Origin of the sequence: Nocardioides soli, from assembly GCF_014191495.1 — a bacterium.
GTDB classification, from domain to species: Bacteria; Actinomycetota; Actinomycetes; order Propionibacteriales; family Nocardioidaceae; genus Nocardioides; species Nocardioides soli.
In genome coordinates this window covers 1,192,005-1,215,180 of the sequence record NZ_JACHWR010000002.1, presented here as the reverse complement: position 1 = coordinate 1,215,180, position 23,176 = coordinate 1,192,005, and the positions used below count along the sequence as shown (strand labels likewise).

Annotated in this window: 24 protein-coding genes and 1 pseudogene; 8 read left to right on the top strand and 17 right to left on the bottom strand. The window is 66.3% G+C overall.

Annotation, left to right across the window (positions count from 1 at the left end):
* Positions 1-31 precede the first annotated feature (31 nt).
* From FHU40_RS16150 to FHU40_RS28350, 4 genes and pseudogenes are all read right to left on the bottom strand, one after another.
* Positions 32-328: a helix-turn-helix domain-containing protein gene (locus FHU40_RS16150; RefSeq protein ID WP_183593269.1), complete on the bottom strand. Its 297-nt coding sequence runs from the start codon at positions 326-328 to the stop codon at positions 32-34.
* 137 nt (positions 329-465) lie between these two features.
* Positions 466-1,074, bottom strand: coding sequence for a site-specific integrase (locus FHU40_RS16145; protein WP_343057936.1), 609 nt, complete (start codon positions 1,072-1,074; stop codon positions 466-468).
* 1,144 nt (positions 1,075-2,218) lie between these two features.
* Positions 2,219-3,466 carry an IS256 family transposase gene (locus tag FHU40_RS16140; RefSeq protein ID WP_183591284.1) on the bottom strand — a complete coding sequence of 416 codons (1,248 nt, stop codon included), beginning with the start codon at positions 3,464-3,466 and terminating at the stop codon, positions 2,219-2,221.
* Between the two features lie 318 nt (positions 3,467-3,784).
* A pseudogene (locus FHU40_RS28350) lies at positions 3,785-4,009 on the bottom strand (IS1634 family transposase); the annotation flags it as partial.
* A gap of 693 nt (positions 4,010-4,702) precedes the next feature.
* On the opposite strand from FHU40_RS28350, the gene istA reads away from it, so the two are divergent.
* Together istA and istB are read left to right on the top strand one after the other, a co-directional pair.
* Positions 4,703-6,247: an IS21 family transposase gene (gene istA / locus FHU40_RS16125; protein WP_064075337.1), complete on the top strand. Its 1,545-nt coding sequence runs from the start codon at positions 4,703-4,705 to the stop codon at positions 6,245-6,247.
* Positions 6,244-7,038, top strand: coding sequence for an IS21-like element helper ATPase IstB (istB, locus tag FHU40_RS16120; RefSeq protein ID WP_183591811.1), 795 nt, complete (start codon positions 6,244-6,246; stop codon positions 7,036-7,038). The genes istA and istB overlap by 4 nt, the downstream gene beginning before the upstream one ends.
* 462 nt (positions 7,039-7,500) lie before the next feature.
* Here istB and FHU40_RS16115 read toward each other — a convergent pair whose 3' ends face one another.
* From FHU40_RS16115 to FHU40_RS16105, 3 genes are all read right to left on the bottom strand, one after another.
* Positions 7,501-8,784 carry an ATP-binding protein gene (locus FHU40_RS16115; RefSeq protein ID WP_064073823.1) on the bottom strand — a complete coding sequence of 428 codons (1,284 nt, stop codon included), beginning with the start codon at positions 8,782-8,784 and terminating at the stop codon, positions 7,501-7,503.
* An 89-nt stretch (positions 8,785-8,873) separates the two neighbouring features.
* A complete protein-coding gene (locus tag FHU40_RS16110) occupies positions 8,874-9,218 on the bottom strand; it encodes a hypothetical protein (protein WP_064073822.1) in 345 nt (114 codons plus the stop codon).
* A gap of 569 nt (positions 9,219-9,787) precedes the next feature.
* Complete coding sequence (locus tag FHU40_RS16105; protein WP_183591284.1) at positions 9,788-11,035, bottom strand: IS256 family transposase; 1,248 nt, start codon at positions 11,033-11,035, stop codon at positions 9,788-9,790.
* Between the two features lie 43 nt (positions 11,036-11,078).
* On the opposite strand from FHU40_RS16105, the gene FHU40_RS16100 reads away from it, so the two are divergent.
* Positions 11,079-12,362 carry a DUF1173 domain-containing protein gene (locus tag FHU40_RS16100; RefSeq protein WP_343057935.1) on the top strand — a complete coding sequence of 428 codons (1,284 nt, stop codon included), beginning with the start codon at positions 11,079-11,081 and terminating at the stop codon, positions 12,360-12,362.
* A gap of 266 nt (positions 12,363-12,628) precedes the next feature.
* On the opposite strand, the gene FHU40_RS16095 is transcribed toward FHU40_RS16100, so the two are convergent.
* From FHU40_RS16095 to FHU40_RS16085, 3 genes are all read right to left on the bottom strand, one after another.
* Positions 12,629-13,549, bottom strand: coding sequence for a hypothetical protein (locus FHU40_RS16095; RefSeq protein WP_064233827.1), 921 nt, complete (start codon positions 13,547-13,549; stop codon positions 12,629-12,631).
* A 214-nt stretch (positions 13,550-13,763) separates the two neighbouring features.
* Positions 13,764-13,901, bottom strand: coding sequence for a hypothetical protein (locus FHU40_RS16090; protein WP_156525012.1), 138 nt, complete (start codon positions 13,899-13,901; stop codon positions 13,764-13,766).
* Between the two features lie 19 nt (positions 13,902-13,920).
* A complete protein-coding gene (locus tag FHU40_RS16085; protein WP_064073818.1) occupies positions 13,921-14,979 on the bottom strand; it encodes a DUF4192 domain-containing protein in 1,059 nt (352 codons plus the stop codon).
* Between the two features lie 440 nt (positions 14,980-15,419).
* Between FHU40_RS16085 and FHU40_RS16080 the strand changes: the two genes are divergently transcribed.
* Together FHU40_RS16080 and FHU40_RS16075 are read left to right on the top strand one after the other, a co-directional pair.
* Positions 15,420-15,632 (top strand): PLC family EF-hand domain-containing protein, encoded by a 213-nt coding sequence (locus FHU40_RS16080; protein ID WP_156525011.1) that lies wholly within the window; start codon positions 15,420-15,422, stop codon positions 15,630-15,632.
* A gap of 55 nt (positions 15,633-15,687) precedes the next feature.
* Positions 15,688-15,840 (top strand): helix-turn-helix domain-containing protein, encoded by a 153-nt coding sequence (locus FHU40_RS16075; RefSeq protein ID WP_152688416.1) that lies wholly within the window; start codon positions 15,688-15,690, stop codon positions 15,838-15,840.
* Between the two features lie 269 nt (positions 15,841-16,109).
* Here the strand turns inward: FHU40_RS16075 and FHU40_RS16070 are convergent, their stop codons facing one another.
* Positions 16,110-16,514, bottom strand: a complete 405-nt coding sequence (locus FHU40_RS16070) for a pyridoxamine 5'-phosphate oxidase family protein (protein WP_082893122.1) — start codon at positions 16,512-16,514, stop codon at positions 16,110-16,112.
* A 133-nt stretch (positions 16,515-16,647) separates the two neighbouring features.
* Between FHU40_RS16070 and FHU40_RS16065 the strand changes: the two genes are divergently transcribed.
* Positions 16,648-17,094: a hypothetical protein gene (locus FHU40_RS16065; protein ID WP_231915171.1), complete on the top strand. Its 447-nt coding sequence runs from the start codon at positions 16,648-16,650 to the stop codon at positions 17,092-17,094.
* Between the two features lie 223 nt (positions 17,095-17,317).
* On the opposite strand, the gene FHU40_RS16060 is transcribed toward FHU40_RS16065, so the two are convergent.
* The 6 genes from FHU40_RS16060 to FHU40_RS16035 form a co-directional block, all read right to left on the bottom strand.
* Entirely contained in the window at positions 17,318-18,007 is a 690-nt protein-coding gene (locus FHU40_RS16060; protein ID WP_064073815.1) for a DUF1989 domain-containing protein, read from the bottom strand.
* A 9-nt stretch (positions 18,008-18,016) separates the two neighbouring features.
* Positions 18,017-19,459 (bottom strand): amino acid permease, encoded by a 1,443-nt coding sequence (locus tag FHU40_RS16055; protein ID WP_183593267.1) that lies wholly within the window; start codon positions 19,457-19,459, stop codon positions 18,017-18,019.
* On the bottom strand, positions 19,434-20,204 hold the full coding sequence (locus FHU40_RS16050; RefSeq protein WP_082893120.1) for a hypothetical protein: 771 nt from the start codon (positions 20,202-20,204) through the stop codon (positions 19,434-19,436). Before FHU40_RS16050 ends, FHU40_RS16055 begins: the two co-directional genes overlap by 26 nt.
* Before the next feature lie 42 nt (positions 20,205-20,246).
* On the bottom strand, positions 20,247-20,528 hold the full coding sequence (locus FHU40_RS16045) for an urease subunit beta (RefSeq protein ID WP_343057889.1): 282 nt from the start codon (positions 20,526-20,528) through the stop codon (positions 20,247-20,249).
* Positions 20,477-20,761, bottom strand: coding sequence for an urease subunit gamma (locus tag FHU40_RS29020; protein ID WP_343057934.1), 285 nt, complete (start codon positions 20,759-20,761; stop codon positions 20,477-20,479). The genes FHU40_RS16045 and FHU40_RS29020 overlap by 52 nt, the downstream gene beginning before the upstream one ends.
* A 257-nt stretch (positions 20,762-21,018) precedes the next feature.
* Positions 21,019-21,810, bottom strand: a complete 792-nt coding sequence (locus tag FHU40_RS16035; RefSeq protein WP_064073826.1) for an IclR family transcriptional regulator — start codon at positions 21,808-21,810, stop codon at positions 21,019-21,021.
* Between the two features lie 151 nt (positions 21,811-21,961).
* Between FHU40_RS16035 and FHU40_RS27750 the strand changes: the two genes are divergently transcribed.
* A complete protein-coding gene (locus tag FHU40_RS27750; RefSeq protein WP_231915172.1) occupies positions 21,962-22,438 on the top strand; it encodes a helix-turn-helix domain-containing protein in 477 nt (158 codons plus the stop codon).
* A 28-nt stretch (positions 22,439-22,466) separates the two neighbouring features.
* Positions 22,467-23,114 (top strand): transposase, encoded by a 648-nt coding sequence (locus tag FHU40_RS27745; protein WP_221199864.1) that lies wholly within the window; start codon positions 22,467-22,469, stop codon positions 23,112-23,114.
* Positions 23,115-23,176: the final 62 nt, after the last annotated feature.

Sequence of the window (23,176 nt, the reverse complement as noted above, 5' to 3'; positions counted from 1 at the left end):
CCGACGAGCGCCAACGCCCAGGCCCCCGCATTCACGCCGGTTCGCCGTACTGACGCCGCAAGCGTTCGATCTCTTCCGGATGCTCTTGCAAGATGCGGAGGACATCGGCAGGTACGTCTCCACCCGTGATGGAGATTAACTCTGCCGGTACGCCGTAATAGGACGAAAGCCGCTCGGAAACCTCTGGAGCCAGGCCGCGTTGCCCGCGTTCCAATCGGGAGAGCTGCGATGGAGCGATACCGATGTCCGCAGCGGCGGTCCGCAGCGACGTGCCCTGCTTGCGCCTCAGTTCGCGCAGCAGGCTCGCAGTCGTTGGGGAAGTCGCCACTTCACAAGTCTACGGACCGTTGCCACAGTTGGCAACGCGAGATCAAAGCGCAAGTCGCGGTCGCAGTAGCAGCCAGGCGTCGCGATGAGCGCGGTTCCGACCGGGTCATTCCACCGCCTTTGATCGGCGGCGGGCCGTCAGAGTCCGAGGTCGCGGCTGGTGGTGGCCATTGCCTCGGCGGGGCGGATGTAGTGGTTGAGCAGGGTGCCGAGGTCGCGGTGTCGAGTCTGGGCGGCGATGCGGTCGATCGAGGCCCCGTTGACCGCTGCTGTGGTGGCGTGGCCGACTCGCAGGGAGTGACCCGAGACGGGGATGCCGTCGAAGCCGGCGACGATCGCGCGTTCCTGCACGGTCTTGCTGATCGCTCGTGGGCCGAGGCGGTCCGCGTCGGGGTGGTCGTGGTGTCGCACGCAGGTGAAGAGCGGTCCTACTCCCGCCGGCCGCACCGCGAGCCAGGCGTCCAGGACGCGGATCGGGTCGGTGATCGGGTGCTCGCCGCGGGCGATGCCGACGAGCTGGCCCTGGGCGTCCGGATCGGTCTTGGACCGACGGATCCTGATCAGGACGCCGGTGGGTTTGCGGAGCAGGTCCTCGACGTCGAGGGCGGAGATCTCGCTGGGTCGCATCGCGGAGGCGTACCCGACGAGCAGGATGGCGCGGTCGCGGACGCCCCTGACCCGGTCGGTGTCGATGGCGTCGACGATCTGCCCGAGCTCGGCAACGGTGAGCGGATGGGCCTGGCGGATCGGCGCGACCCCGAGTATCCGTCGCAGTCCCCGGCGGACCCGGCGTACGACAATCTCGGCGGTGGGGTCCGGGAGACCCTCCTGGTGGTGGCGGTGCGCGATGGCGGAGCAGTAGCAGTCGAGGGTGGTGAAGTGCAGCCCTGCCTCGGCGCGCTCGGCGAGGAAGGCGGCCAGCGCCTCGGGCGGTGCCGGGAGCGGGACGATGCCTCTCCCCCGGCACCACCGCTCCCACTGGCGCCATCCGGACGCGTAGGTCTCACGAGTCGATGGCGCAAGCTCGGCTTCGACGGCGGTGGCGATGCGCTCGGCGTCGCTGGCGGTCAGCGGCCCGCGCGCGGGTCAGGGGGAGCTGCTCAAGCGGGGTGGGTGGGGTGGGTGGGGTGGGTGGGGTGGGTGGGGTGGGTGGGGTGGGTGGGGTCGTCATGGCCCACTCTCGGCGACGCGCCCGGGCCCACGCGAACGGCGGCCGAGGCCGCCGCGACAAGCGGCCGGAAAGGAGGGGTTCTTGGATGGCAGATCAAATCCAAATGCTTTCAGGCGTGGGATCCGGCTGGATCCCACGCCTGAACTTGGTAGCGGGGGCAGGATTTGAACCTGCGACCTCTGGGATATACCCGTAGTGCACTGAGCGCCTGCAGTCGCTTAACGCTGTTCGACATTCTGGGGTCCTGACCTGCGCAAACGCGACAAGCGCGACTTCAGTGATTGACACCGGCTGACTCGAGTCGTCGTCAAATCCGCCCACTTTCCGCCCACCCTCAAGTCTCCAGCCGTACTCTGGCAGGTCCCGAAAGGTGGACGACAAACCCGTTTCGACCCTCAACTCTCTTGCGTCCTACGGGACCGCGATAAACGGGCAACGAAGGAGTCCGATAGTCAGTGGCACCACGCTGACAAGGCCTCGCGTCGCCAGATCTATGGCGCCCATCGTGAGGACCGCCGGTACGCAGTCGAAGGGGCATCGGGACAAACGCTCTCGCCGACGGCGAGGGCAGCCACACCCCCTGAGCCCAGGAAGCGGCGTGCGAAGCGGATGTTGAGCCCGTCGCAGAAGTACGAGATCTGGCTACAGCTTGGTGCGTCAAAGGCCAGGGTGGGGTCAAGTCCCAGGTAGTGGTGTATCGCCTGTGATCCTTCGTAGGGGTTAGGCGCTGAGTTCGAGGACGGGGTCGGTGCTCACCTCCGTCGTCGTGTCGGTCACTGGAGCGAGTCGGCAGCGGGCGAGGACTTCGAGGCCGAGGTAGCGGCGGCCTTCGGCCCATTCGTCGGTCTGTTCGGCCAGCACGGCCCCGACGAGGCGAACGATGGCCTGCCGGTTGGGGAAGATGCCCACGGCGTCGGTGCGGCGCCGGATCTCCTTGTTCAGCCGCTCGGAGGGGTTGTTGGACCAGATCTGGGTCCAGACGTCCTTGGGGAAGGCGGTGAAGGCCAGGATGTCGGCGCGGGCGGCGTCGAGGTGCTCGGCCACCGCCGGCAGCTTGGCGGCCACGTAGTCCAGCAGCCGGTCGAACTGGGCGTGCACCGCGGCGGCGTCGGGCTGGTCGTAGACCGAGTGCAGCATCGCCTTGACCGCCGGCCACATCGACTTCGGGGTCACGCTCATGAGGTTGGCGGCGTAGTGGGTGCGGCAGCGCTGCCAGGTGGCGCCGGGAAGGTTGGCCGCGATGGCCTCGACGAGGCCGGCGTGCGCGTCTGAGGTCACGAGCCGGACCCCAGCCAGGCCGCGGGCCACGAGGTCGGCGAAGAACTCGTTCCACGCCGCCCCGGTCTCGGCCGTGGCCACCCGCATGCCCAGGACCTCGCGGTGCCCGTCACCGTTGACACCGGTCGCGATCAGGACCACGGCGTTGATGACCCGCCCGCCCTCGCGCACCTTCATGGTCAGGGCGTCGGCGGCGACGAACGTGAAGGGTCCGGCCTCGTCGAGGGGCCGGTGGCGGAAGGCCTCGACCTGCTCGTCCAGGTCGGCGGCCATCCGGGACACCTGCGACTTCGACAGGCTGTTGATGCCCAGCTGCTTGACGAGCTTGTCCATCCGGCGGGTGCTCACCCCGGCCAGATAACAGTCCGCCACCACCGTGATCAGCGCCGACTCGGCCCGCTTGCGCCGCTCGAGCAGCCACTCGGGGAAGTACGTCCCGGTGCGCAGCTTGGGGATCGCGACGTCGATCGTGCCGACCCGGGTGTCCAGGTCGCGGTGCCGGTAGCCGTTGCGCTGCGCGGTCCGGTCCGGGCTGCGTTGGCCCCACTCGGCACCGACCACCGCGTCGGCGTCGGCGGACAGCAGCGCGTTGATCACCGTCTGCAGCAGGTTGCGCATGAGGTCCGGGGAGGCTTCCGCCAGGGCCTCGCCAAGCAGGCCGGCAGGGTCGACAATGTGAGGTGCGGTCACCGTGATGCTCCGTTCGAGAGTGCTGTGAAGGGTTCACTCGAAGATCACGCGGTGGCCGCTCCACGTCTACTACGACGAGGCCGGCAACCGCGTTACACCATCATCGGGGACTCAACTCAGGGTGGCCGAGGCCGCCTCGGCGCAGCGGGTCGACCGCTCCACAATCATGCGTATAAGGCACGTCGCTAAGGACGGTGCCCTGGCGGCGCTCGCGGCGTCCAAGCCGGGGATCAAGGGCAGGGAACGCGACTACGAGCTGGACCTGAGTCGGGCCAAACTAGTGCGCACCTCGTCAGTTGATCTGGGCGAGCGCGTCGCGTAGGCGCCGATCACGAACTCGGTCAAGGGGTTCTCGACGTTGGTGATGTAGGCCTTCAGCCCTGCAACGGCGCGGGCTTTGGCTTCCAGGTCCCTGTTGACCGACTTGTCGCCACCGGGGAGCTTCACGAACCGGTTCCGCTTCACGGGTTCCTTGCCAGCCACAGCCCGCTCGGCTTTCGCGACCTGGGTATCGATCCCGTGCAGGCTGCGCCGTGCACTGTCGGCCTTGTACCTGTGATACGTGACCTTGTCGCGCCGCACTAGTTTGGCCCGACTCAGGTCGATGCCGTCGACGCCCGCCACGACGACGGGCTGGTCGACCTCGGCGTCGACGACCAGACGCGGCCCGGTGCTGCTCGCCGTGAGCGACAACCGGCCCCAGATGACCTCGGGCTCGACCAGGGAGTTCATGGCACTGTGCGCGATCGCTCAGCACTTCGGCCGTCCGGGCACACCGACCAACCAGGCCTGGATCGAGTCCCTGAACGGACACATCAAGGCCGAGTCCCCCACCTGCTCGCGATCGCCGACCCTGCCACGTTCCGCGCCCAGCTCCGCACCGTCCGCACTACAACACCGTCCGGCTGCACCAGGGCGTCGGATACGTGACCCCCGACGACGAGCACGAAGGACGCGAGACCATCCGAAAAGCCCGCGAGGCCGGCCTCGAACAAGCCCGACTCCGACTCCTTGCCATGCACCGAGCCGAACTAGAAGATACGACTGTCGGCGGCCATGAAATTCTGCCCGGAGACGGCCACGAAACTGCCCGCTGGCGGACATGAAACCTGCCCGGTGGCGGTCATGGGATCTGCCCGACACGACGTCGTCTGCCTCACCGGCTCCGACGGTTGAGGCCCCTCCTCAGGTGCGATCGGCGGTGCTGAAGCGCCCGTCGCCCTGAGGAGGGACAACTTGAAGTCTGCCGAGGAGATCATGGAAATCCTGGATGCCTACGACCTGACAGGGTCGTTGCGTGATGCCGGCGAGCTGGCCGGATGCTCGCACCACACGGTCAAGCACTACGTGGACCGCCGTGCTGCCGGGGGTGAGCTGGACAAGGCCGTGACTCGGCCGCAGTTGATCGATGAGTACCTGCCCAAGGTCGAGGAGTGGGTCGAGCGGTCCAAGGGCAAGGTCCGTGCCGACAGAGCGCACGAGAAGCTGCTCGCGATGGGCTACAAGGGTTCGGAGCGCACCACCCGTCGTGCGGTCGCATCGGTGAAGAAGTCATACCGGTCAGGACATGTGCGGGTCCACCGGCCCTGGGTCACCGAGCCGGGGATGTGGCTGCAGTACGACTACGGCGACGGACCTGTCGTCGACGGCGTCAAGACGGTTCTGTTCGTGGCGTGGCTGGCGTGGTCGCGGTTCCGGGTCGTGATCGCGCTGCGCGATAAGACCATGCCGTCCGTGTTCGCCGCGCTGGACCAGACCTTCCGCCGGTTGGGTGGGGTGCCGACCTACGTGCTGACCGACAACGAGAAGACCGTCACGACCGAGCACATCGCCGGGATCCCGGTCCGCAACGGACAGCTCGTCACCTTCGCCGAGCACTACTCGGTCGTGGTCCACACCTGTGTGCCGGCGGATCCGGCGTCCAAGGGCGGCACCGAGTCGTCGGTGAAGATCAGCAAGGCCGACCTGGTGCCCAAGGACACCAACCTGCGTGAGGAGTACGCGTCGTTTAGCGAGCTCGAGGAGGCGTGTGAGGCGTTCTGTCAGAAGGTCAACACCCGGGCTCACCGGACCACGAAGCGGCCACCGGTCGAGATGTTGGCCGAAGAGCGGACACGGCTACACCCGGTCCCGACACAGCCGCACACAGTCGCGTTCGGCACCACCCGGGTAGTGCCGGGCAACACGCCGATGGTGATGTTCGAGTCCGGCCAGTACTCGGTGCCACACACCCTGCTCGGCGCCACGGTGTGGGTTCGTGCCCAAGGACTCGGCGACGGCGAGGAGGTCGTCATCGTTCACGTCGGCGAGGACGGACCCGCCGAGGTCGCCCGCCACGCGCGCGCGACGCCGGGCACGCCGAGGATCAACGACGAGCACTTCCCACCGCAGCCGGAAGGTCCGTTGAACCGGCAGCCGCGAGCGAAGAACCCAGCGGAAGCCGAGTTCCTCGACCTGGGCGAGGGCGCCCGCCTGTGGCTGGTCGAGGCCGCTGCGGCGGGCACGCCGCGGATGAGGGTCAAGATGGCCGAAGCCCTCAGCCTGGCCAAGCTGTTCGACCCCGTCGAGGTCGACTGGGCACTCGGCCACGCCGCCGTCCACGGCCGGTTCGCCGAGGCCGATCTGTCCTCGATCCTCGACCACCACGCCCGGCAACCCGCTGTTGGCGAGCACCGTGCCGGCGAAGAACGGTCGCTGACCCAGGGCACCGCCGGATGGGCACGTCTCGGCCAGCACGACAGCCAGCACGACAGCCGCGAGGGGAACGAGGTGACCCGATGACGACCAAGACCACCACACCATCGATGGCGTCCGCGCCGCCGTTGCCGGCCGAGTTGGAGGACCTCTTGCGGCGGCTTCGGCTGCCCCACATCCGTCGCCACGCACCGGAGGTCGTCGCGACCGCGAAGGCCCAACGCTGGGAGCCCGCCGAGGTGCTCAAGGCTCTGTTCGCCGAGGAGGTCGCCGGAAGGGAACGCTCCGCACTGGCCACCCGCAGGGCGGCTGCGGGGTTCCCGACCGGGAAGACGTTCGATGCGTGGCAGCCCGAGGCATCCTCGATCCCGGCACCGACCCAGCAGGCACTCCGCACCCTGGAATGGGTCCACCGTCGGGAAAACCTCGTCGTGTGCGGGCCGTCGGGGACCGGGAAGACGTTCCTACTGGAGGCACTCGGTCACCAAGCCGTCGAGGCCGGGTTGAAGGTCGCCTGGTTCACCCTGGAAGACCTCGGGGTCCTGCTGCGCCGCCATCGTGCCGACGACACGGTGTCCAAGGCCATCGCCCGTGTGCTGCGCGCCGATCTCGTTGTCGTCGACGACATCGGCCTGTTGCCGGTCGCCCAGGATGCCGCCGAGGGGCTCTACCGGCTCGTCGACGCCGCCTACGAGAAGCGGTCGGTCGCGATCAGCTCGAACCTGCACCCGTCCGGGTTCGACGAGCTGATGCCCAAGACGCTGGCGACCGCCACCGTCGACCGGCTACTGCACCACGCCCACGTGTGCCAGACCAGCGGAGACTCCGTGCGACTTACCCAGGCACTCGCCGGCCGAGGGGTGAGTCCCTTGAGCTGAGTGCTCTGGTCGGTGGTGGCCGCAAGCCCACTGGGCAGATCCCATGGCCACCACCGGGCAGTTCTCGTGACCGTCAGCGGGCAGGTCTCACGACCGCCCCTGGGCAGTTCCTACTGTCCCTTGACACGGCGCCAGCGTCAGCTACGAACCGACCTCCAACCCCCCGGGGGAAACGGGGAGGGGGAACGGGCCTTGGGCTCGTGGCGAGTCGCAGCAGCCAAAGCTCAGCGAATCGGCCACGGGCCGAAGCCGGGCGCGGGCCGACGGATCCCTGCGGTGGGTGCCTATAGGGTGTGCCCGCGCGGACTCGCCAGCCTGCAGAAGTGGACTACGCCCTCGTGCGGCGTCGGTGGGGCCCACGTCGGCGCGTGTATCGGGTGCGAATCGTGGCCCGGCTCAGCGCCGGTATCCCGGCGTGTGGTGTCGGGACGATCGGCCCCGTCGGACGAGCGGTGCTCCTCTTCAGTCGCGGGCTTGGCCGCGCCTCGCCCGGAGCTCGTTGATCTTCGCTCCCAGGTTGCCGAGGTCGTCGGCAGCGCGTGCTGGGGGCGAGGAGAGGTCCGTGGTGCGGCCCGTCCGGATCCAATGTTCGGCAGCCACAGGATCCTTGGTGAGGTCGCGGACATAGTCGGCGAGCATGGGAATCGCCCATTCCACGACGCCGCGGGTTTCGCCGCTGATCAAGGCGCGATCGATGAGGCGCTCGCGGTACTTGTTGGCGTAGTCGGGCGCTACCTCTAACCGCTGCGCTACCTTCCGGGTCGAACTGACCTCATCATGGTCTTGGGCCATCGCAGCCAGATACCGCCGGTCGTTGGCGCTTAGCGGTTTCATCGCCTCATCGAGGACCTGCCGTCGCAGATCGCGGAGGGCTTCGTCGAGTCCTGCCTGCACGTCGACGACCTCGAGCCTCGGAGCCCCGGCGTCCGCGTGACGCCACGTGTGGTAGCCGACCAACTGGACCATGTACGGGTATCCGTGCGACTCAACCACCGCCAGTGCCAGCGCGTCGTCGGAGATCGCCCACGTGGCGTCAATCGGGTCACGAAACGCACGCGCGGTATCAGCGTCCGACAAGCTGCCCAGGTCGACCCGCACGGAGCGGCGCAAGAAGGTCAACGGGGAAGGGTCCTTCTCATCCTCGACCTGGAGCAGCGCGGTCATGCTGCCCGGGAGACCGGCTGCCGCGAACGCGACCTGGCGCCGCTCCCGCACCGCGTGCTGCAGGGTCGTCGTCACCGCCTCGAGCTCGTCGTAGACCCCCTTGTGGATCTCGTCCAACGTGATCAGGACTCCGCCGCCGGTGTCGCGCAAGATGTCTGTCAGATCCTCCAGCTGGGATCGCAGCGTCGGCACGGGGGTGTGCTTGTTGCTGACCTCGCGGCCAACGCCGCCCGCCGACAGCGGGAGGTCGAGGTTGGTGACGTGAGACGTGGTCGGTCGAGGGTCGTGATCACGTAGCAAACGCGGCAGCCTGTCGTTGGCGATCCGGTCGACGAGACCCTTCGTCGCGGTCTCCGAGATCACCAACCACCCCTTCGGGCCCGCGATGTCCTCCAACGCGTTCAACGTCACGGTCTTCCCCGTGCCGCGCTGCCCGACCAGCAGCAGGATCCGCCCGTAGGCGCCCGGGCCGGAGTCCAGGGCCTCACCGAACAGCTCAAGGTGGTGGTCACTCTCCACCAGCTTCGGAGGGCTGCTGCCGAAGCCGGGGCGGAACGGATTCGCCCTGCGGTCACGCGTCATGTTTCAACACCTACTAGTCGTTTCATTGCTTCCTAAACCAGCTCGGCAAGGGCAATTCAATGCATACTAGTCGTTTCATTGCTTTCCAGTTAGGGGCAGACCGCGGCGACCCCGCGACGCAGGAGCCTGCGCGCGGAGTCGAGACGGAGGCTGCGCTGAAGCACCTGCGATGTTTCAAGCAGGGCAGTGAGGCGCTGCTCGAGGTCGGCCAGCCCGGACCGCAGGTCGCCGACCTGCACGGGGACGTAGCCGGCGGGTCGGCGTTGGCCGAAGTCGGTGAGTTCGGCGCGGGCCATACCTAGGAACGGCAGCACCGTGGAGTGCTCGTCCTGTCCGGTCGCGTCCTCGAGCGCGGCGAGCAGCGAGACCGCGTAGGCGAAGTCCGGGGCCGCGTCGTACACGTCACCAGAACGAGCAGTGGTGGGAACAGCCATCACGTGTGTCCTTTCGAGAGAGGTCGGTAGCAGGCGGGACCCCGCTACCCAGTGGAACAGAACAGGCGAGCACGGTGCACCCGGCAGTCCTGAACCGGTGGACAGCAGCTGCGCGGGATGAAATTCGCCTTCCGCTCCACCGTCTGCCCCAGGTAGATGTCGAAGCTCGACTCGGTGAAATACCGGTACACCTGAACGGACCACAGCGCCAGCTGATCTGAGTCGTCAACGCTCGCACGCCGTCGCGCCACGCCTGGCACCTCCAACCCTTTGGAGGACGTCGGCCGTAGCACCAGCCCAGGGCTCACCCCCGCCCTCACCACGAAAGGCAGCCACCGGGGTCGCGGATCGGACACCTCGGCGAGAAATTTTGTGGAACGCAAACCACCGGACGTGCGCGAGGCGTCCGATCCGCGCAGTGGCTCGTTGCCTTTCCGGGCATGACCACTACACAGAGCCCAGCCCCGGGCCGGGCAGACCCGACCGGCGAGCATGCCAGTGACCGGCGGACCTTCGAGCTCTGGTCAAGTCCCAGGTAGTGGTGTATCGCCTGTGATCCTTCGTAGGGGTTAGGCGCTGAGTTCGAGGACGGGGTCGGTGCTCACCTCCGTCGTCGTGTCGGTCACTGGAGCGAGTCGGCAGCGGGCGAGGACTTCGAGGCCGAGGTAGCGGCGGCCTTCGGCCCATTCGTCGGTCTGTTCGGCCAGCACGGCCCCGACGAGGCGAACGATGGCCTGCCGGTTGGGGAAGATGCCCACGGCGTCGGTGCGGCGCCGGATCTCCTTGTTCAGCCGCTCGGAGGGGTTGTTGGACCAGATCTGGGTCCAGACGTCCTTGGGGAAGGCGGTGAAGGCCAGGATGTCGGCGCGGGCGGCGTCGAGGTGCTCGGCCACCGCCGGCAGCTTGGCGGCCACGTAGTCCAGCAGCCGGTCGAACTGGGCGTGCACCGCGGCGGCGTCGGGCTGGTCGTAGACCGAGTGCAGCATCGCCTTGACCGCCGGCCACATCGACTTCGGGGTCACGCTCATGAGGTTGGCGGCGTAGTGGGTGCGGCAGCGCTGCCAGGTGGCGCCGGGAAGGTTGGCCGCGATGGCCTCGACGAGGCCGGCGTGCGCGTCTGAGGTCACGAGCCGGACCCCAGCCAGGCCGCGGGCCACGAGGTCGGCGAAGAACTCGTTCCACGCCGCCCCGGTCTCGGCCGTGGCCACCCGCATGCCCAGGACCTCGCGGTGCCCGTCACCGTTGACACCGGTCGCGATCAGGACCACGGCGTTGATGACCCGCCCGCCCTCGCGCACCTTCATGGTCAGGGCGTCGGCGGCGACGAACGTGAAGGGTCCGGCCTCGTCGAGGGGCCGGTGGCGGAAGGCCTCGACCTGCTCGTCCAGGTCGGCGGCCATCCGGGACACCTGCGACTTCGACAGGCTGTTGATGCCCAGCTGCTTGACGAGCTTGTCCATCCGGCGGGTGCTCACCCCGGCCAGATAACAGTCCGCCACCACCGTGATCAGCGCCGACTCGGCCCGCTTGCGCCGCTCGAGCAGCCACTCGGGGAAGTACGTCCCGGTGCGCAGCTTGGGGATCGCGACGTCGATCGTGCCGACCCGGGTGTCCAGGTCGCGGTGCCGGTAGCCGTTGCGCTGCGCGGTCCGGTCCGGGCTGCGTTGGCCCCACTCGGCACCGACCACCGCGTCGGCGTCGGCGGACAGCAGCGCGTTGATCACCGTCTGCAGCAGGTTGCGCATGAGGTCCGGGGAGGCTTCCGCCAGGGCCTCGCCAAGCAGGCCGGCAGGGTCGACAATGTGAGGTGCGGTCACCGTGATGCTCCGTTCGAGAGTGCTGTGAAGGGTTCACTCGAAGATCACGCGGTGGCCGCTCCACGTCTACTACGACGAGGCCGGCAACCGCGTTACACCATCATCGGGGACTCAACTCGAGCTCTACGGACACCGGATCACCCAAACCAACAATCCCGATGCGCAGCAGCTCCTCGCGGCCGCGCACACCGAGCGGGTCCGGCCCCTGTGCATGTGCCGCAACGACGGGGTCGCCATGTACGTCGCCAAGGTCGGACCCGAGAAATACGTCATCAAGCGGATGCCCGACTCCGGTCTCGAGCACGCGCACCGCTGCGCCTCCTACCTGCCGCCCGACGAGCTCTCCGGGCTCGGGCAGGTCCTCGGCAGCGCGATCACCGAGGAAGCCGACTGCGGCCTGACCGCCATCGAGCTCGGGTTCCGCATGTCCAAGGCCGAGCGAGCAGCCCCGACCGGTGCAGGCGGCGGGGGAGTGTCCGACTCCGTGGCCGCGGACCCGAACCGGCTGACCCTCCGCGCGGTCCTGCACTACCTGTGGCAAGAAGCCGACCTCGCGACCTGGTCGCCCGGCATGGGCGGCAAGCGCAACTGGCGGGTCGTGTCGTGGTACCTGCGCCAGGCCGCCCGCGGAAAGTTCACCAAGGGCAAGCCGCTCGCCACCAGGTTGTACATCCCCGAGCCTTTCAACGTCGAGAAGAAGACTGAGATCGCCGCCCGGCGGCTCTCGGCCTGGGCGCCGATGCAGCAGCACGGCTCGGCCCAGCAGTTCATGATGCTCATCGGTGAGCTCAAGGCCATCGACCCAGCCCGGTTCGGGCACAAGCTGGTCATCAAGCACCTGCCCGACGCGCCGCTCACGGTCGACGACACGCTCCTGGCCCGCCTCAACAAGCGGTTCGGTGACGAGATGGAGCTGTGGCAGACCGACGACGAGGGCCACCTGATCGTCATCGCGACCTTCTCCGTCAGCCGGGCCGGCCTCGCCACCGCGGAGGAGATCTCGCTGGTCATGACCGACCGCAACTGGCTGCCGTATGAGTCGCTGTTCGACAAGCTGCTGCTCGACACCGCGCTCGATGCACGCCGCCGGTTCACCAAGTCGCTGCGGTACAACCTCGCCCCCGATGTGCCCATGGCCTCCCTGGTTCTCACGGACACTGAGACACCCACTGCCGCGTTCCTGCTCACCAGGGACGACAACCGCGAAGCGGTCGCGGAGATCGCCACCGGCATCGACGTCTGGACGTGGGTCATCACCGAGGACATGCCGGCCCTCCCGCCGGCGGTCGACCATCGGCTTACCCTGCCCAGCAACGAGCACTACTGAGCAGCGTCATGGTGGTCATCGACGCCATGCCGCCCCGGGGGTCCGGGAACAGCCGTAGGCCAGCAGGCCTCTACGCGTCGTCGGCTCCCGAGGTGCGATCCTCGGCGTCCGTGACGAGTCGAAGGTGAACTCGTCCGGTCCAGTCCAAGTCGAGGCGAGTGTCGTGTTCGGCCGTAGACCTGGAGCCTGGGCAGGTCGGATCATTGCAGGGGCCGAAGATCCGGTCGGCTTCCAGGTGCAGGTCATCCACGACGGGGCCTGCCGGCTCACCTGAGGGCCGTGGGGTGGGTCAACACCCGCCCACCGGCCTCTTCCTCGGGCGCCGGTACCTCGGCGGTCGGCGTCCATGCGCGGCGATCGGCCGCAGCCGCTCGGATGCGGTGGACCCGCTCCATCGAGTCGGCGCCTTGGCGCCACTGCACGAAGTGGATCAGGGGATCAGTGAGGCCACGCCGGGCCACGATGCGGTCGGCGGCGCGCTCCACCACGGCGCGCCAGGTCCGGTCGGCCGCTGGTGCGACGTAGCTGATCGCGACCAGCACACCGGTCGCGCCACCGAGCGTGGGATTTCCGCCCGGCTGGAAGCCCTGGAAGACCGCGACGACACCGATCACGATCCGCAAGTGCCACGCGAACCCGCCCGCCGGCACCCACGAGAAGATGCGCGCGACCTGACGGATGACGACGAACACCAGCGTCCAGGGGAACGCCCACAGCCGCGCCGCCAGATCGAACCGGGACGGCCCGACCCGCTGGCTCGCTACCGCGTGCCCGATCGCCGTCGCAGCATCCGCGGCCGTCAGCCGGCGCTCGTACACGCCCTGCACCAGCCACTGCTCCACGATCACCGTGTCCCGGCCGATCGGAGCAGCAGGAAGCCCGTCAGTGTCGGTCAGCCGCACCAGCACCCGCCCGGGAGCGAGCTCCAGCCTCTCGACCAGGGCCAGCGTCGGCTCGAGCACGGCGCGCTGCCCGGGCCGAAGGCCGCGGGCGAACCCGAAGACCCGGGCAGCTGGAGCCTCCCACCACCCGCACGCCAACACGACCGAGATCACCAGCGTGCCCAGGAACGCGAACACCAGGCCCGCGCCCGGCAGAAAGCCCAGGCCGATGACCGCGACGAAACTGCCGGCGAGACCGGCCGGCACGACGGCGCAGAGGCGGATCAGCTTGGTCGACGTCCGCATGTTCCTCACGTCCCCTCGTGGGCGGCGGGACCCTCACGAATCCGCGCCCAGCCGGCACGACCCGATCGTGCCGACACTTCCACTCTGAGTGTGTGCCGAACCAACGACAGCGCAACCGCACCGCCGACGGCCTGTGGATAGCGAATATCTATCCACAGGTCGCCGGCCGTAACCTTGACAACCGCGGCGTTGGCCTACTCACACAGGCCGCTGTTCAAGCGGTCTTGGTCTCCTCGGCGAGGTAGACCAAGTCGACCTTGGTGCGTCCCGCCGTGTGCCGAGCAGCGAGCGGGAGAGTGGCGGCGAGGAGCTTCGCGAGGCGCTTCTCCAGTCGCGAGCGAGTGTTCTGCACGGGTCTGCCTCCGTCCATCTCAGCGGCCCGGGGCCGACGACTCCGGGCCGGCACCGTTGACGCCGGGGGCGTTTCGGGCGTCCCGGTCGTGGGCACGGCGCTCCTGCGCGAACGTGTCGCTCAATGCCGCCTGCTGCATCAGAGCACCCGCCGCCGCGGGCACCGCACGGTCCCACTCACGCGGGTCCACGGCCTGATCGAGGGCAGCGGCCACCAGGTCCGCCAACGGGTCGCTCTCCGAGAGCTGGTCGAGGGCGGTCCATGCCTGGGCTCCCTTGCCCTCCAGGAACGAGCTCAGCGCCAGCATCGTCGCCGGGCTGTCACGCACCTCACTCGGCGCCCGTCGCACGAGGTCCTGCCAGAACTCCGAGAAGACGGGCGCGTCCTTCCGGCTCATGCTGAACACCGCCGCGTCCCGGGCGCCGCTGTCGTGGAGCACTGCCAGGACCCGGGCCGCGTCGTCGTCGGAGAGGTACTCCCGATCGCGGCGGAAGTGGTCGAGCCGTGCGCCCAGCCACTCGACTTCGGACCGGGTGGTGGCCACATCCATGTCGAGTGCGCGGGCCTCGGCGGCAGGCAGGTGGTCGGCAACCGCGGTTGGATCGCCCTGCATCGCGGCGGCGAGGTCCTCGCGCCGGCCGACGGGCATGACCCGGCCCATCAGGGCGAACTCCGCGTCGATCCGGGCGCGGGTGCTGGGGTCGACGGTTCCGCGGGTGCCTTCGAGAAGGTCGGTCCACTCCTCGCCGTTGACCCACAGCATCGGGCCGACGTCGGGGCCGCGGACCTCGCTGTTGATCAGAGCCTCGCCCAAGGCAGCCAGCGCCTGGACGCAGGCGCGGCCGTCCTCGCCGTACGCTACGAGGGCGACGCGGCGAGGGTGGTGGCGGTGGAGGTAGACGTCGGTGAGCGCCTGGAGGAACTCACCCATCTCCTCGGGAGACTCGGGAATGTCGAGGCGCGCGGTGGGACCGTCGCCGAAGGCGAGGCAGACCATGCCCCGTGGAGTGAATCCCAGCGTGTGGGGGATAGACGAGATTAGCTCGTCGTGCGAGCTGATCTTCAGAGTGTTGGTCATCGACGATCACCTGCTCGGGTTGGAGGGCACGTTCGTCTGGAGAAGCAACCGGTCACGCCCGGGTTCGGACAGCTGGCGTCTACCGATCTGGGGCCGTTGTCGACCGGGCCTGGCCGGGGGCGTCAGCCCCGACCAAGCCGCGTGCCTGGCCGTGGATGACAGCGACCGTCACGGCCCGCGGGTCCTTTGCCGGTCGACAGCGTTCGCAGGCTGCTTCCTCATGGAGCGGGTCCGGAGACCGGAGGAATTGCATCCGGTGAGTGCGCCCAACGTGGGACTGGCATGAGGCGCTGAAAGATTCGCGTGCGCGCGATCGCTGGCACCGCTGCGTGACCTAGGTGATCGAGAAGTCCGACGACAGGTGTCCGAAGTTCCACGATCGCGGTTGCTTCTCCAAACAGACAGCAACCCTGCGGTCGATTCACGAAAGGAGGTGGGCCGTGACCATCGCTCCGATCCGCGTCCCCGATGAGTGGGACGACAACGGCATCATCCTGTTCGAGGAGTTCTGCGCCTTCATCCGTACGCCGCAGTGCACCGTGCGCGACTGGCGCCGTTGCGGTCGAGGCCCGACCTGGCACCGGTTCAACGGCAACGGCCGGCTCTACGTCACCGTCGCGGAGCTGCGGCGCTTCCTGAGAGGAGACCGGTGATATGTCTTCTTCTTTGCGACGCCCCGACCAGCCGATTCCTGGCGACAGGCACTGGATGACCCTCCAGGAGGCCGCGGTATACATCGCGACGTCCGTCAAGACCGTCCGCCGGCGCATCGCTAGCGGTGAGCTGCCGGCCTACGCCTGCGGCAAGCGCGGACTGCGAGTGCTGCGCGAGGACCTCGACAACCTGATGAGGCCAGTCTGAACGAGCAGGCTCATGTGTGTCGTGCGATCAAACCGTGGCAAGAACTCCGCCACCGTGCCGGTCTTCCAGATGCGCTTCGAGCGATCACTCAGTTGCACCTCGAAGAACCAATCGTCCGGCGACCAGAATGAGAATGGCTCAACTATTTGTGCGGGTGCTGACTGCTCGTCCAGTGGGGGGTCAAATCGCTGTCGCGGGGACGCATGATGACGAAGTCGATGTGCTGCCGGGCGCGCGCGGCGTTAGAGGAACCGTGGGTGCTCCGAAGTTCAGCGGTCGCCGCCGAACTGACGCCCAGTGAGTTGACGAGGCGTGACGCGGATGTGCAGTGTTCGAGAACCCGCCGCCCACGGTTCCAGCATCCGCAATGTCGTCTGCTCGTGCGCCTCGTCGCCTTCGAGCGCGCGCGCCCGGCCATGCGCGATCACGCTCCAACCATGGTGGTGCTCGCGATCGAACTCGTCGACTTCGAACGCGACCTCGTTGTGATGAACAAGGGAGGTCAACGGTCCGTACGCGGAAGTGCGGAACACGATGGTGCCGTCGTCGACGGCGAAGTTGACGGGGTAAATCTGGGGGCCGTCGTCGGCGCAGAAGATAACTCGGCCGACGGAGTGAGACCCGAGCCGCTCCAGACATTGGTCCGTGGACAGTTCCACTGGATGCTCAGCCACGACGCCTCTCCCAACTTAGGACCTAGAGGCCATCACCCAACCTATCAAGGAACATTCGCGACGCGAGAGTGCCATTCCAACTTCCCTCCGTTCACGGACCCGGTGCGACGGCCACGGGGCCTGCAGCGAGCTCGTGCCAGAGCTGCTCCGAGCCGAGTGGGGCTATCCCATATCCCTGGGCGGGGAGCGTGACCCGGTGGTCCCGGTCGGCGCTGAAGCCCGCGCCGAGCACGCCGTCCGGTCCTGCCCCGCTCATGGCTCTCAGGCTCGTACAGCCCACCCTTGGAGACGCGCGCCGCCCGTCATCGCACCGTTGACGGCCCGATCAGCGCCAAGCGCAGCGACCATGCGCATGCGTATCTGGATCGCAGCCCCAACGGACCACCTCGTTGTCGCGGTCGGACGTGTTGGCCGACGAAGCCACCCCCAACGCCCACGCCGCCGTGGCGCTTCGGCCACCCCCTCCGTGATTCAACGCCCCATCTCAAAGATCGCAGCGTCAGCCACAACCAGGCGCGCTGCCGACCTCAACGGCGCAACGCCGAACCTGGCCGGGGCCCAGGCTTCGACCTTTGGGTGAATCGCCCAATTTGCGCAGATTCAACCCGCTTCGAGAGTCGCAGAGCTGTCGCAGGCGACGCGAAACGCCAGTCTGCCGCTTCCGGCTTAGTCCGGAAACCGGCCGCGTAGCCTCGCGCAACCTAGCCCCCAGACACGAGGTCAGCGGCGCCTCGACCAGGGCGATCCAATTCAACTCCCAGGAATACGAGTCCGAAAACAACAAATGGGACGATTGCCGGGTGTCAATCCTCGTTCGACAGGCCGAGGATTTCGTATTTCATAGCCTTTGGGGAGAAATCATTGATCTCATTTATATCAGGGCAGGACACGGCTGCAACGAGAACATCCATCTCGGCTCTGAACTCTATTGCATCACCACGTCGGCACCGCGGTGACTCAAATATCAACCCACCGGAATCGTCGTGCGAAACGGACATGAAAACATTGAAGGTTCCTTGGCTGTCGGTGTCCTCGGCGCCGAGCCCGAAAGGCCTCAACGCGTCATCGAAGAGGTCCCAGCAGGTCTTGTCCCCCATAACGACAACCTCCATTCCTCCGCTCAACTCTGCCCAGCGGCGCGAACAACTTCCATTCAGGAAGTGCCTAGCGGAATCGTCACGGACCACCGTGAGCATAACGTTCTCGTATGGTGGCTTCGACCAGAGCTTAGTAATGGCGTGATTGGTCCCCACACCTTCTAGCGTATTTAGCAGCACAGACCAGGAGGACGAGAATTGCTCTTTCATATTCTCGCGACGGATAAACTTCAGATCCGCCACCTGTTTGCCCTCGTGAGCGGTCACTCTCAGAATCTGCCCCTTGTCGAGCGGAAATGCTCGAGCCGAGCATTTGTCTACAATGAATTGTTCCACGAGATCACGGTCTTGATCCATTACTTGCTCTTCCTCTAGGCTAATAGTCGATTCGTGCATTCGTGCATTCTACTCAACCTGTTCCGCCTCAGCCTCTCGCGCACTACCGGTCGTGGGTCGATGAACGAGCACGAAGACAACCAAGCCGGCCATGGCTAAAAAGAATATCCCAATGGGAATCGACCAGTTTAGGTACCACTCAGGATAGATTTTACGGGGCCAAGCGATATTCACAAGCTCCAAAATAGTCCACAGGACCGCCGCAACGGTGATCGGAAAAGTAGCACGGCCGAGACTAAAGACCCCCCCAAGCAATTGGCCACGGGCCTGGATCACCAAAGCCCCGATCAAGGGAAACAAGAATGCGAGAAAGAAACTGCCAGCAGTCAGGTTCAGCATGAGGGCGTAAATGTCGGATGCGACGTTGCTAAGCAGCAGAAGTGCCGCACCGATTGCGGTCGTGAGCAATAGTGCGTTGACTGGTTGACGCCGGCCAGGGCTCAAACGCACCAAAAACTTAGACCCAGGTAAGGCACCGTTGCGCGCGAATGACCAAATGATTCGCGATGCTGACGTTTGGACAGCAAGGAAACTCGCCATGAACCCTATTACAAATAGGATCTCCAAGGGCCTCGCGATTCCAGCGCCGAGTTGACCCGTGAGCGTGTAGTAGACGGGATCGGCAACTTCACCGGCTGTTATAGGGCGCAGGTCTGGAATTGCGAGGATGATGGCCAGGCTGGAGAGCATTACGACAATCGCAACCAGGACCAGGGATCGAAGCATCGCTTTCGGCAACGACTTCCGAGGCTCATGTACTTCCTCTGCAATCGCGCTAGCACTCTCGAACCCGACGAAGGAGAATCCTATGAATACCAAAGCGACAACGAAAGGACCAGATATGGCTAGATAGTCCCCCGATCCTGACGGGCTCCCTTCCGTTAGCACACTCAACGGTTGCTCACGGTGAAACGCGAGCAACCAGATTGCAAGACCTATTGATCCGATAACCTCCGCGATAATACTCGCGGACACGAAGACGCGGAGGACTCGACGGCCGGCCATGTTCAATGCCGTTCCGGCAACTAGGATCGCGAGCGCGATCCAAGCCCTTGTCGCCCCCGATGGATGAGCAATCCCCACAACGTTCGCAATGAAGCCCGCCGTCGCTAGAGAGAGAGTGGACATGCCGATGATCAGGGTCCATTGATATGTCCAACCTGCAAACCAGCCATATCTTGGTCCCAGTAGCTTCCCAGACCATTGATAGATCGACCCCTCGTATGGCCACCTTGACACGAGCATTGCGAACACAAGTGCGACCAGGAACTGGCCCGCGAAGACGATAATGAAGCCCCACCAGAAGGAGGGACCCGCCGTAGAAATTGCTAGACCAAAAATGGAGTAGAGCGCCACGATAGGTGAGACGAAAGCGAAGGAGATCGCGAAGGACGACCACAACGTGAATTCACGTCGAAGTTCGGTGTTACCTTCGATGCTCGTCGTTCCCATGAGAAACCTTCCCAACAGCCTTAGGTGGATGGCAACTGTGACCGCATCCAGCGCGGGTCGCAATACAATAGTTCCATTCAGCAGACCAGCTGGCGGCGGCACTCGAAGGGGAACACTTCCGGCGGTGAAAAGTGATACTCAACGATTGGAGAGTGAGCACCTTGGAGGACTTGGCGCTGATCAGGATGCTGGCTGCTGAGGGGGTGCAGAAGGCGCGGATCGCGGCGCGATTGAGGTTTCGCGGGGCACGGTGATCAAGGCGGTGAACTCCGATGCGCCGCCCGCGGATGAGCGCAAGCCTGGGCCGACATTGTTCACGGTGGTCGAGCGCCGGGTGCAGGGCGTTGTTGGAGCAGACGCCGGACATGCCCGCGACGGTGCTGGCCGAGCCGGTCGGTTGGACGGGGTCGATCCGGTGTTCTCTGAAAACGTGAATCGGCTGTGGCCTGAGCGTCGATCGGTCGATCAGGCCGACCGGCTGGTCTGGCAGCCTGGTGATGCCGCGCCGTGCGATCTGTGGTTGCCGACGCGCTGCGTTCCCGCTCGAGGACCGCACGACCAGGTTGTTGCCGGTGTTGGTGATCACGGTGTCGGGCGCGCCAGCGCTGCGAGGCACGGTCGATTGGGCCATCGGCTCGCGGATGGACTTGTCGCCGCCGAACAACGCCTCTTCGCCGCCGAAAGTGAGGTCCCTCTCGACCTGGATCCATAGGTCCGCGTCGCCGAGCCGAATCTGATCGCCCACCGTAGGCCCGTATAGGGCCTGCTCGCGCCGGGTCGGGTCAGCTCAGCCATGGACTCGCGCCTTGACCTGGATTCCGGGGACGACACGACGTCCGCGCAGCGCCACGATCGGCATGTCGCGCGAAGCGCCGGGATCGAATCGACGGGAGGTGCCGGGAGGGATGTCGAACCGGAATCCATCAGCCGCTCCTTGGTCGAACTCGAGAGCCACGTTGGCGTCGGGAAGGTGGAGGTGCGACCCGATCTGCACAGGCCGGTCACCTGTGTTCACGATTACGAGAGTCCCACGCTCGTCGGGCGACCGGTCAGCATTGATCTCGAGCACCCCGTCCACAGTCGCAAGGCACCCGACCCCTCGTGCGGCTGGTGTGCGATGGGGTCGTGGATCGTGACCAGCTTTCGGCCGTCCGCGAACGTTGCCTCTACCTGGATGTCGCGCAACAGCAGCGTCACGTCCAGCAGCACCTGGGCAGCTGTCAGCACGTGCCTGCCGGTCTCCATCAGTTTCCCCAGACCAAGACCATCCCGAGCCTGCTCGATCACCCAGCAACTCAGCACCGCGACAGTCTCCGGGTGATTGAGCCGCACCCCGCGCTCAAGCCGTCGCGCGCGACCATCCCCACCACCGCGAGCAGCCGCTTCTCGGTATCCTCGGGAGTCAAATGCATGACGCGTCCCTAGATTGATCGTGCAGCGGTTGTAGCGTCAAATGAGATGGGGCTTCATCGCATGCGCAATGCCGAGTCGGCCAACGCACCAGCTTGCTGTGCGAACTGGCTCTGACCTTCGTCAGTTCACGTGAGCCAGTGCCGACCTCAATTCGAACTGTTGCTGATCCCGGCAGTGGGGGCCTCGACGGCAAGTGAACGTGCGAGTGAAAGCGCCGCGGACCGGACCGTGGGTCCTATGTGATGCGGATCAATTTGGTTCCCCAGCCCTGAAACTGAGATGGCCGCGAGTGGCTTACCAGCTGAGTCAAGAACTGCGGCCGCAGCGCACACGACGCCGACTGCCGACTCTTCCCATTCATACGCAATTCCTGTCTTGCGCACTGCGGGAAACTCGCGGACTAGCGACGAAGGCAGCACGATAGTGCGGGGTGCCCGTCGCTGCATTCCGCCGTCAATGACGGCTTGAACAGTCTCCGGCCCTGAATGGGCGAGCATCACCTTCCCCAATGCCGTGCAATAAGCCGGCATCCGTCCTCCGAGGCGCGATGGTATGCGTGGACCCATGGGACCAATTAGCTTGTCCAGGTACACGACTTCCGTCTGCTCGAGCACGGCCAAATGCACGGTCGCGTGAGTCGCGCTGTGCAACCGAGTCAACATGGGCAGGGCTGTCGCGCGTAGCGTCTGTGCCTGTTGGGAAAGTTGGCCGAGCTCATAGAGTCGGATGCCGATCCGGTATCCGTTTCCTTCGCGTTCTACGGCTCCGAACTGAATCAGCGACTGGAGCAGCCGATGCGCTGTCGCCTTCGGCATGCCGGTGCGGCGTGAAAGTTCGCTCAGTCGTATTTCGCCCTCATGCCCCTCGAAGCAGGAGAGCAGCGCGAAGGAGCGACCCAGAACCGATGAGGCGGCGCCATCCCGCTCTGCGTACCGCACTCCGTCAGTGTGCGGCTTGCGCAACGTTCTGTCTAGTACCGCGGCCTTGAACCTTCGCCCTTCCGGTGACGCGCCGGGCGGGGTCCGCTGATCGGGGCTGTGAGTGCCGCAGGCTCGAACCGTTGGGTCCTGTCTTCCCCCAGGAGTACCGATGGCCGAGAGAGTTCGGGTCCGGGAAATCACCAACGACGAGGGCAACCGGCTGTTGCGGATCGTGCGCCGCGGTTCGGGGTCGGTTGTGACGTGGCGGCGGGCGCAGATGGTGCTGCTGTCCGCTCAGGGCATGGACACCGCGCAGATCGCGGAGGTGACGTTCACCAGTCCCGATCGGGTGCGCGATGTGATTCACAACTTCAACGCCGACGGGTTCGACTCACTCGGGCCGAAGTACGCCGGCGGGCGGCCACCGAAGTTCGACACCGCCCAACGCGAGCAGATCAAGCAGATCGCGCTGGCTCGGCCTGGCGATCACGGGCTGCCGTTCTCAACCTGGAGCCTGTCCAAGCTGGCCGACTACCTGGTGGCGCAGGGGGTGGTCGAGGACATCTCTCACGAGGGGCTGCGGATGCTGCTGCGTGATGAGGGCGTCTCCTTTCCAGGCGGTCAAGACCTGGAAGACCAGCACTGACCCGGACTACGAGGCCAAGAAGAACCGGGTGCTGGAGCTGTACGCGATCGCCGACGGCAAGAGGCCTGCCGGTGAAGGCGACCCGGACGTGGTGATCTGCATGGACGAGTTCGGACCGCTGAACCTGCAGCCCCACCCGGGTCGGCAGTGGGCGCGGGTCGCGGATGGCCCGGGCGATCACGCCCGGCCGCGTCGCCGGCGACGGCGAGCCACCTACAAGCGCCCACACGGGGTCCGCCACCTAATGGCCGGCTACGACCTGTCCACCGACCGGCTCTACGGTCACGTCGTGGCCCGCAAAGGACGCACCGAATTCCTCGCGTTCTGCCGCTACCTGCGCTCCCTGCACCCGCCCGAGGTGCGGATCGCGATCGTGCTGGACAACTACAGCCCGCACCTGTCCACCAAGACCGACTCTCGGGTCGGGGACTGGGCCGACGCGAACAACGTCGAGCTCGCCTACGTTCCGTTTTACGGCTCCTGGCTGAATCGGATCGAGGCCCAGTTCACCGCCCTGCGCTACTTCGCCCTCGACGGCACCGACCACCCCAGCCACCGCGCGCAGGCCAGCATGATCCGCCGCTACATCATCTGGCGAAACACCCACGCCACCGACCCACGGCTACGCAAAGTGGTCAAACGCGCCGCCACCATCAAGAGGGCGAAGGTTGCCTGACGCGGTACTAGCAACGCAGCCGGCGTAGCAGGGGTCGGTCTGTTGAGCGGTAAAGCACTCAC

Excerpts from the sequence above, each read along its gene's own strand:
- FHU40_RS16095 (WP_064233827.1), bottom strand. The coding sequence starts at position 13,549 with ATGCGGACGTCGACCAAGCTGATCCGCCTCTGCGCCGTCGTGCCGGCC.
- FHU40_RS16110 (WP_064073822.1), bottom strand. The coding sequence starts at position 9,218 with ATGGCTGTTCCCACCACTGCTCGTTCTGGTGACGTGTACGACGCGGCC.
- FHU40_RS16075 (WP_152688416.1), top strand. The coding sequence starts at position 15,688 with ATGACCCTCCAGGAGGCCGCGGTATACATCGCGACGTCCGTCAAGACC.
- FHU40_RS16115 (WP_064073823.1), bottom strand. The coding sequence starts at position 8,784 with ATGACGCGTGACCGCAGGGCGAATCCGTTCCGCCCCGGCTTCGGCAGC.
- istB (WP_183591811.1), top strand. The coding sequence starts at position 6,244 with ATGACGACCAAGACCACCACACCATCGATGGCGTCCGCGCCGCCGTTG.
- FHU40_RS27750 (WP_231915172.1), top strand. The coding sequence starts at position 21,962 with ATGGCCGAGAGAGTTCGGGTCCGGGAAATCACCAACGACGAGGGCAAC.
- FHU40_RS16060 (WP_064073815.1), bottom strand. The coding sequence starts at position 18,007 with ATGCACGAATCGACTATTAGCCTAGAGGAAGAGCAAGTAATGGATCAA.
- FHU40_RS16055 (WP_183593267.1), bottom strand. The coding sequence starts at position 19,459 with ATGGGAACGACGAGCATCGAAGGTAACACCGAACTTCGACGTGAATTC.
- FHU40_RS16085 (WP_064073818.1), bottom strand. The coding sequence starts at position 14,979 with ATGACCAACACTCTGAAGATCAGCTCGCACGACGAGCTAATCTCGTCT.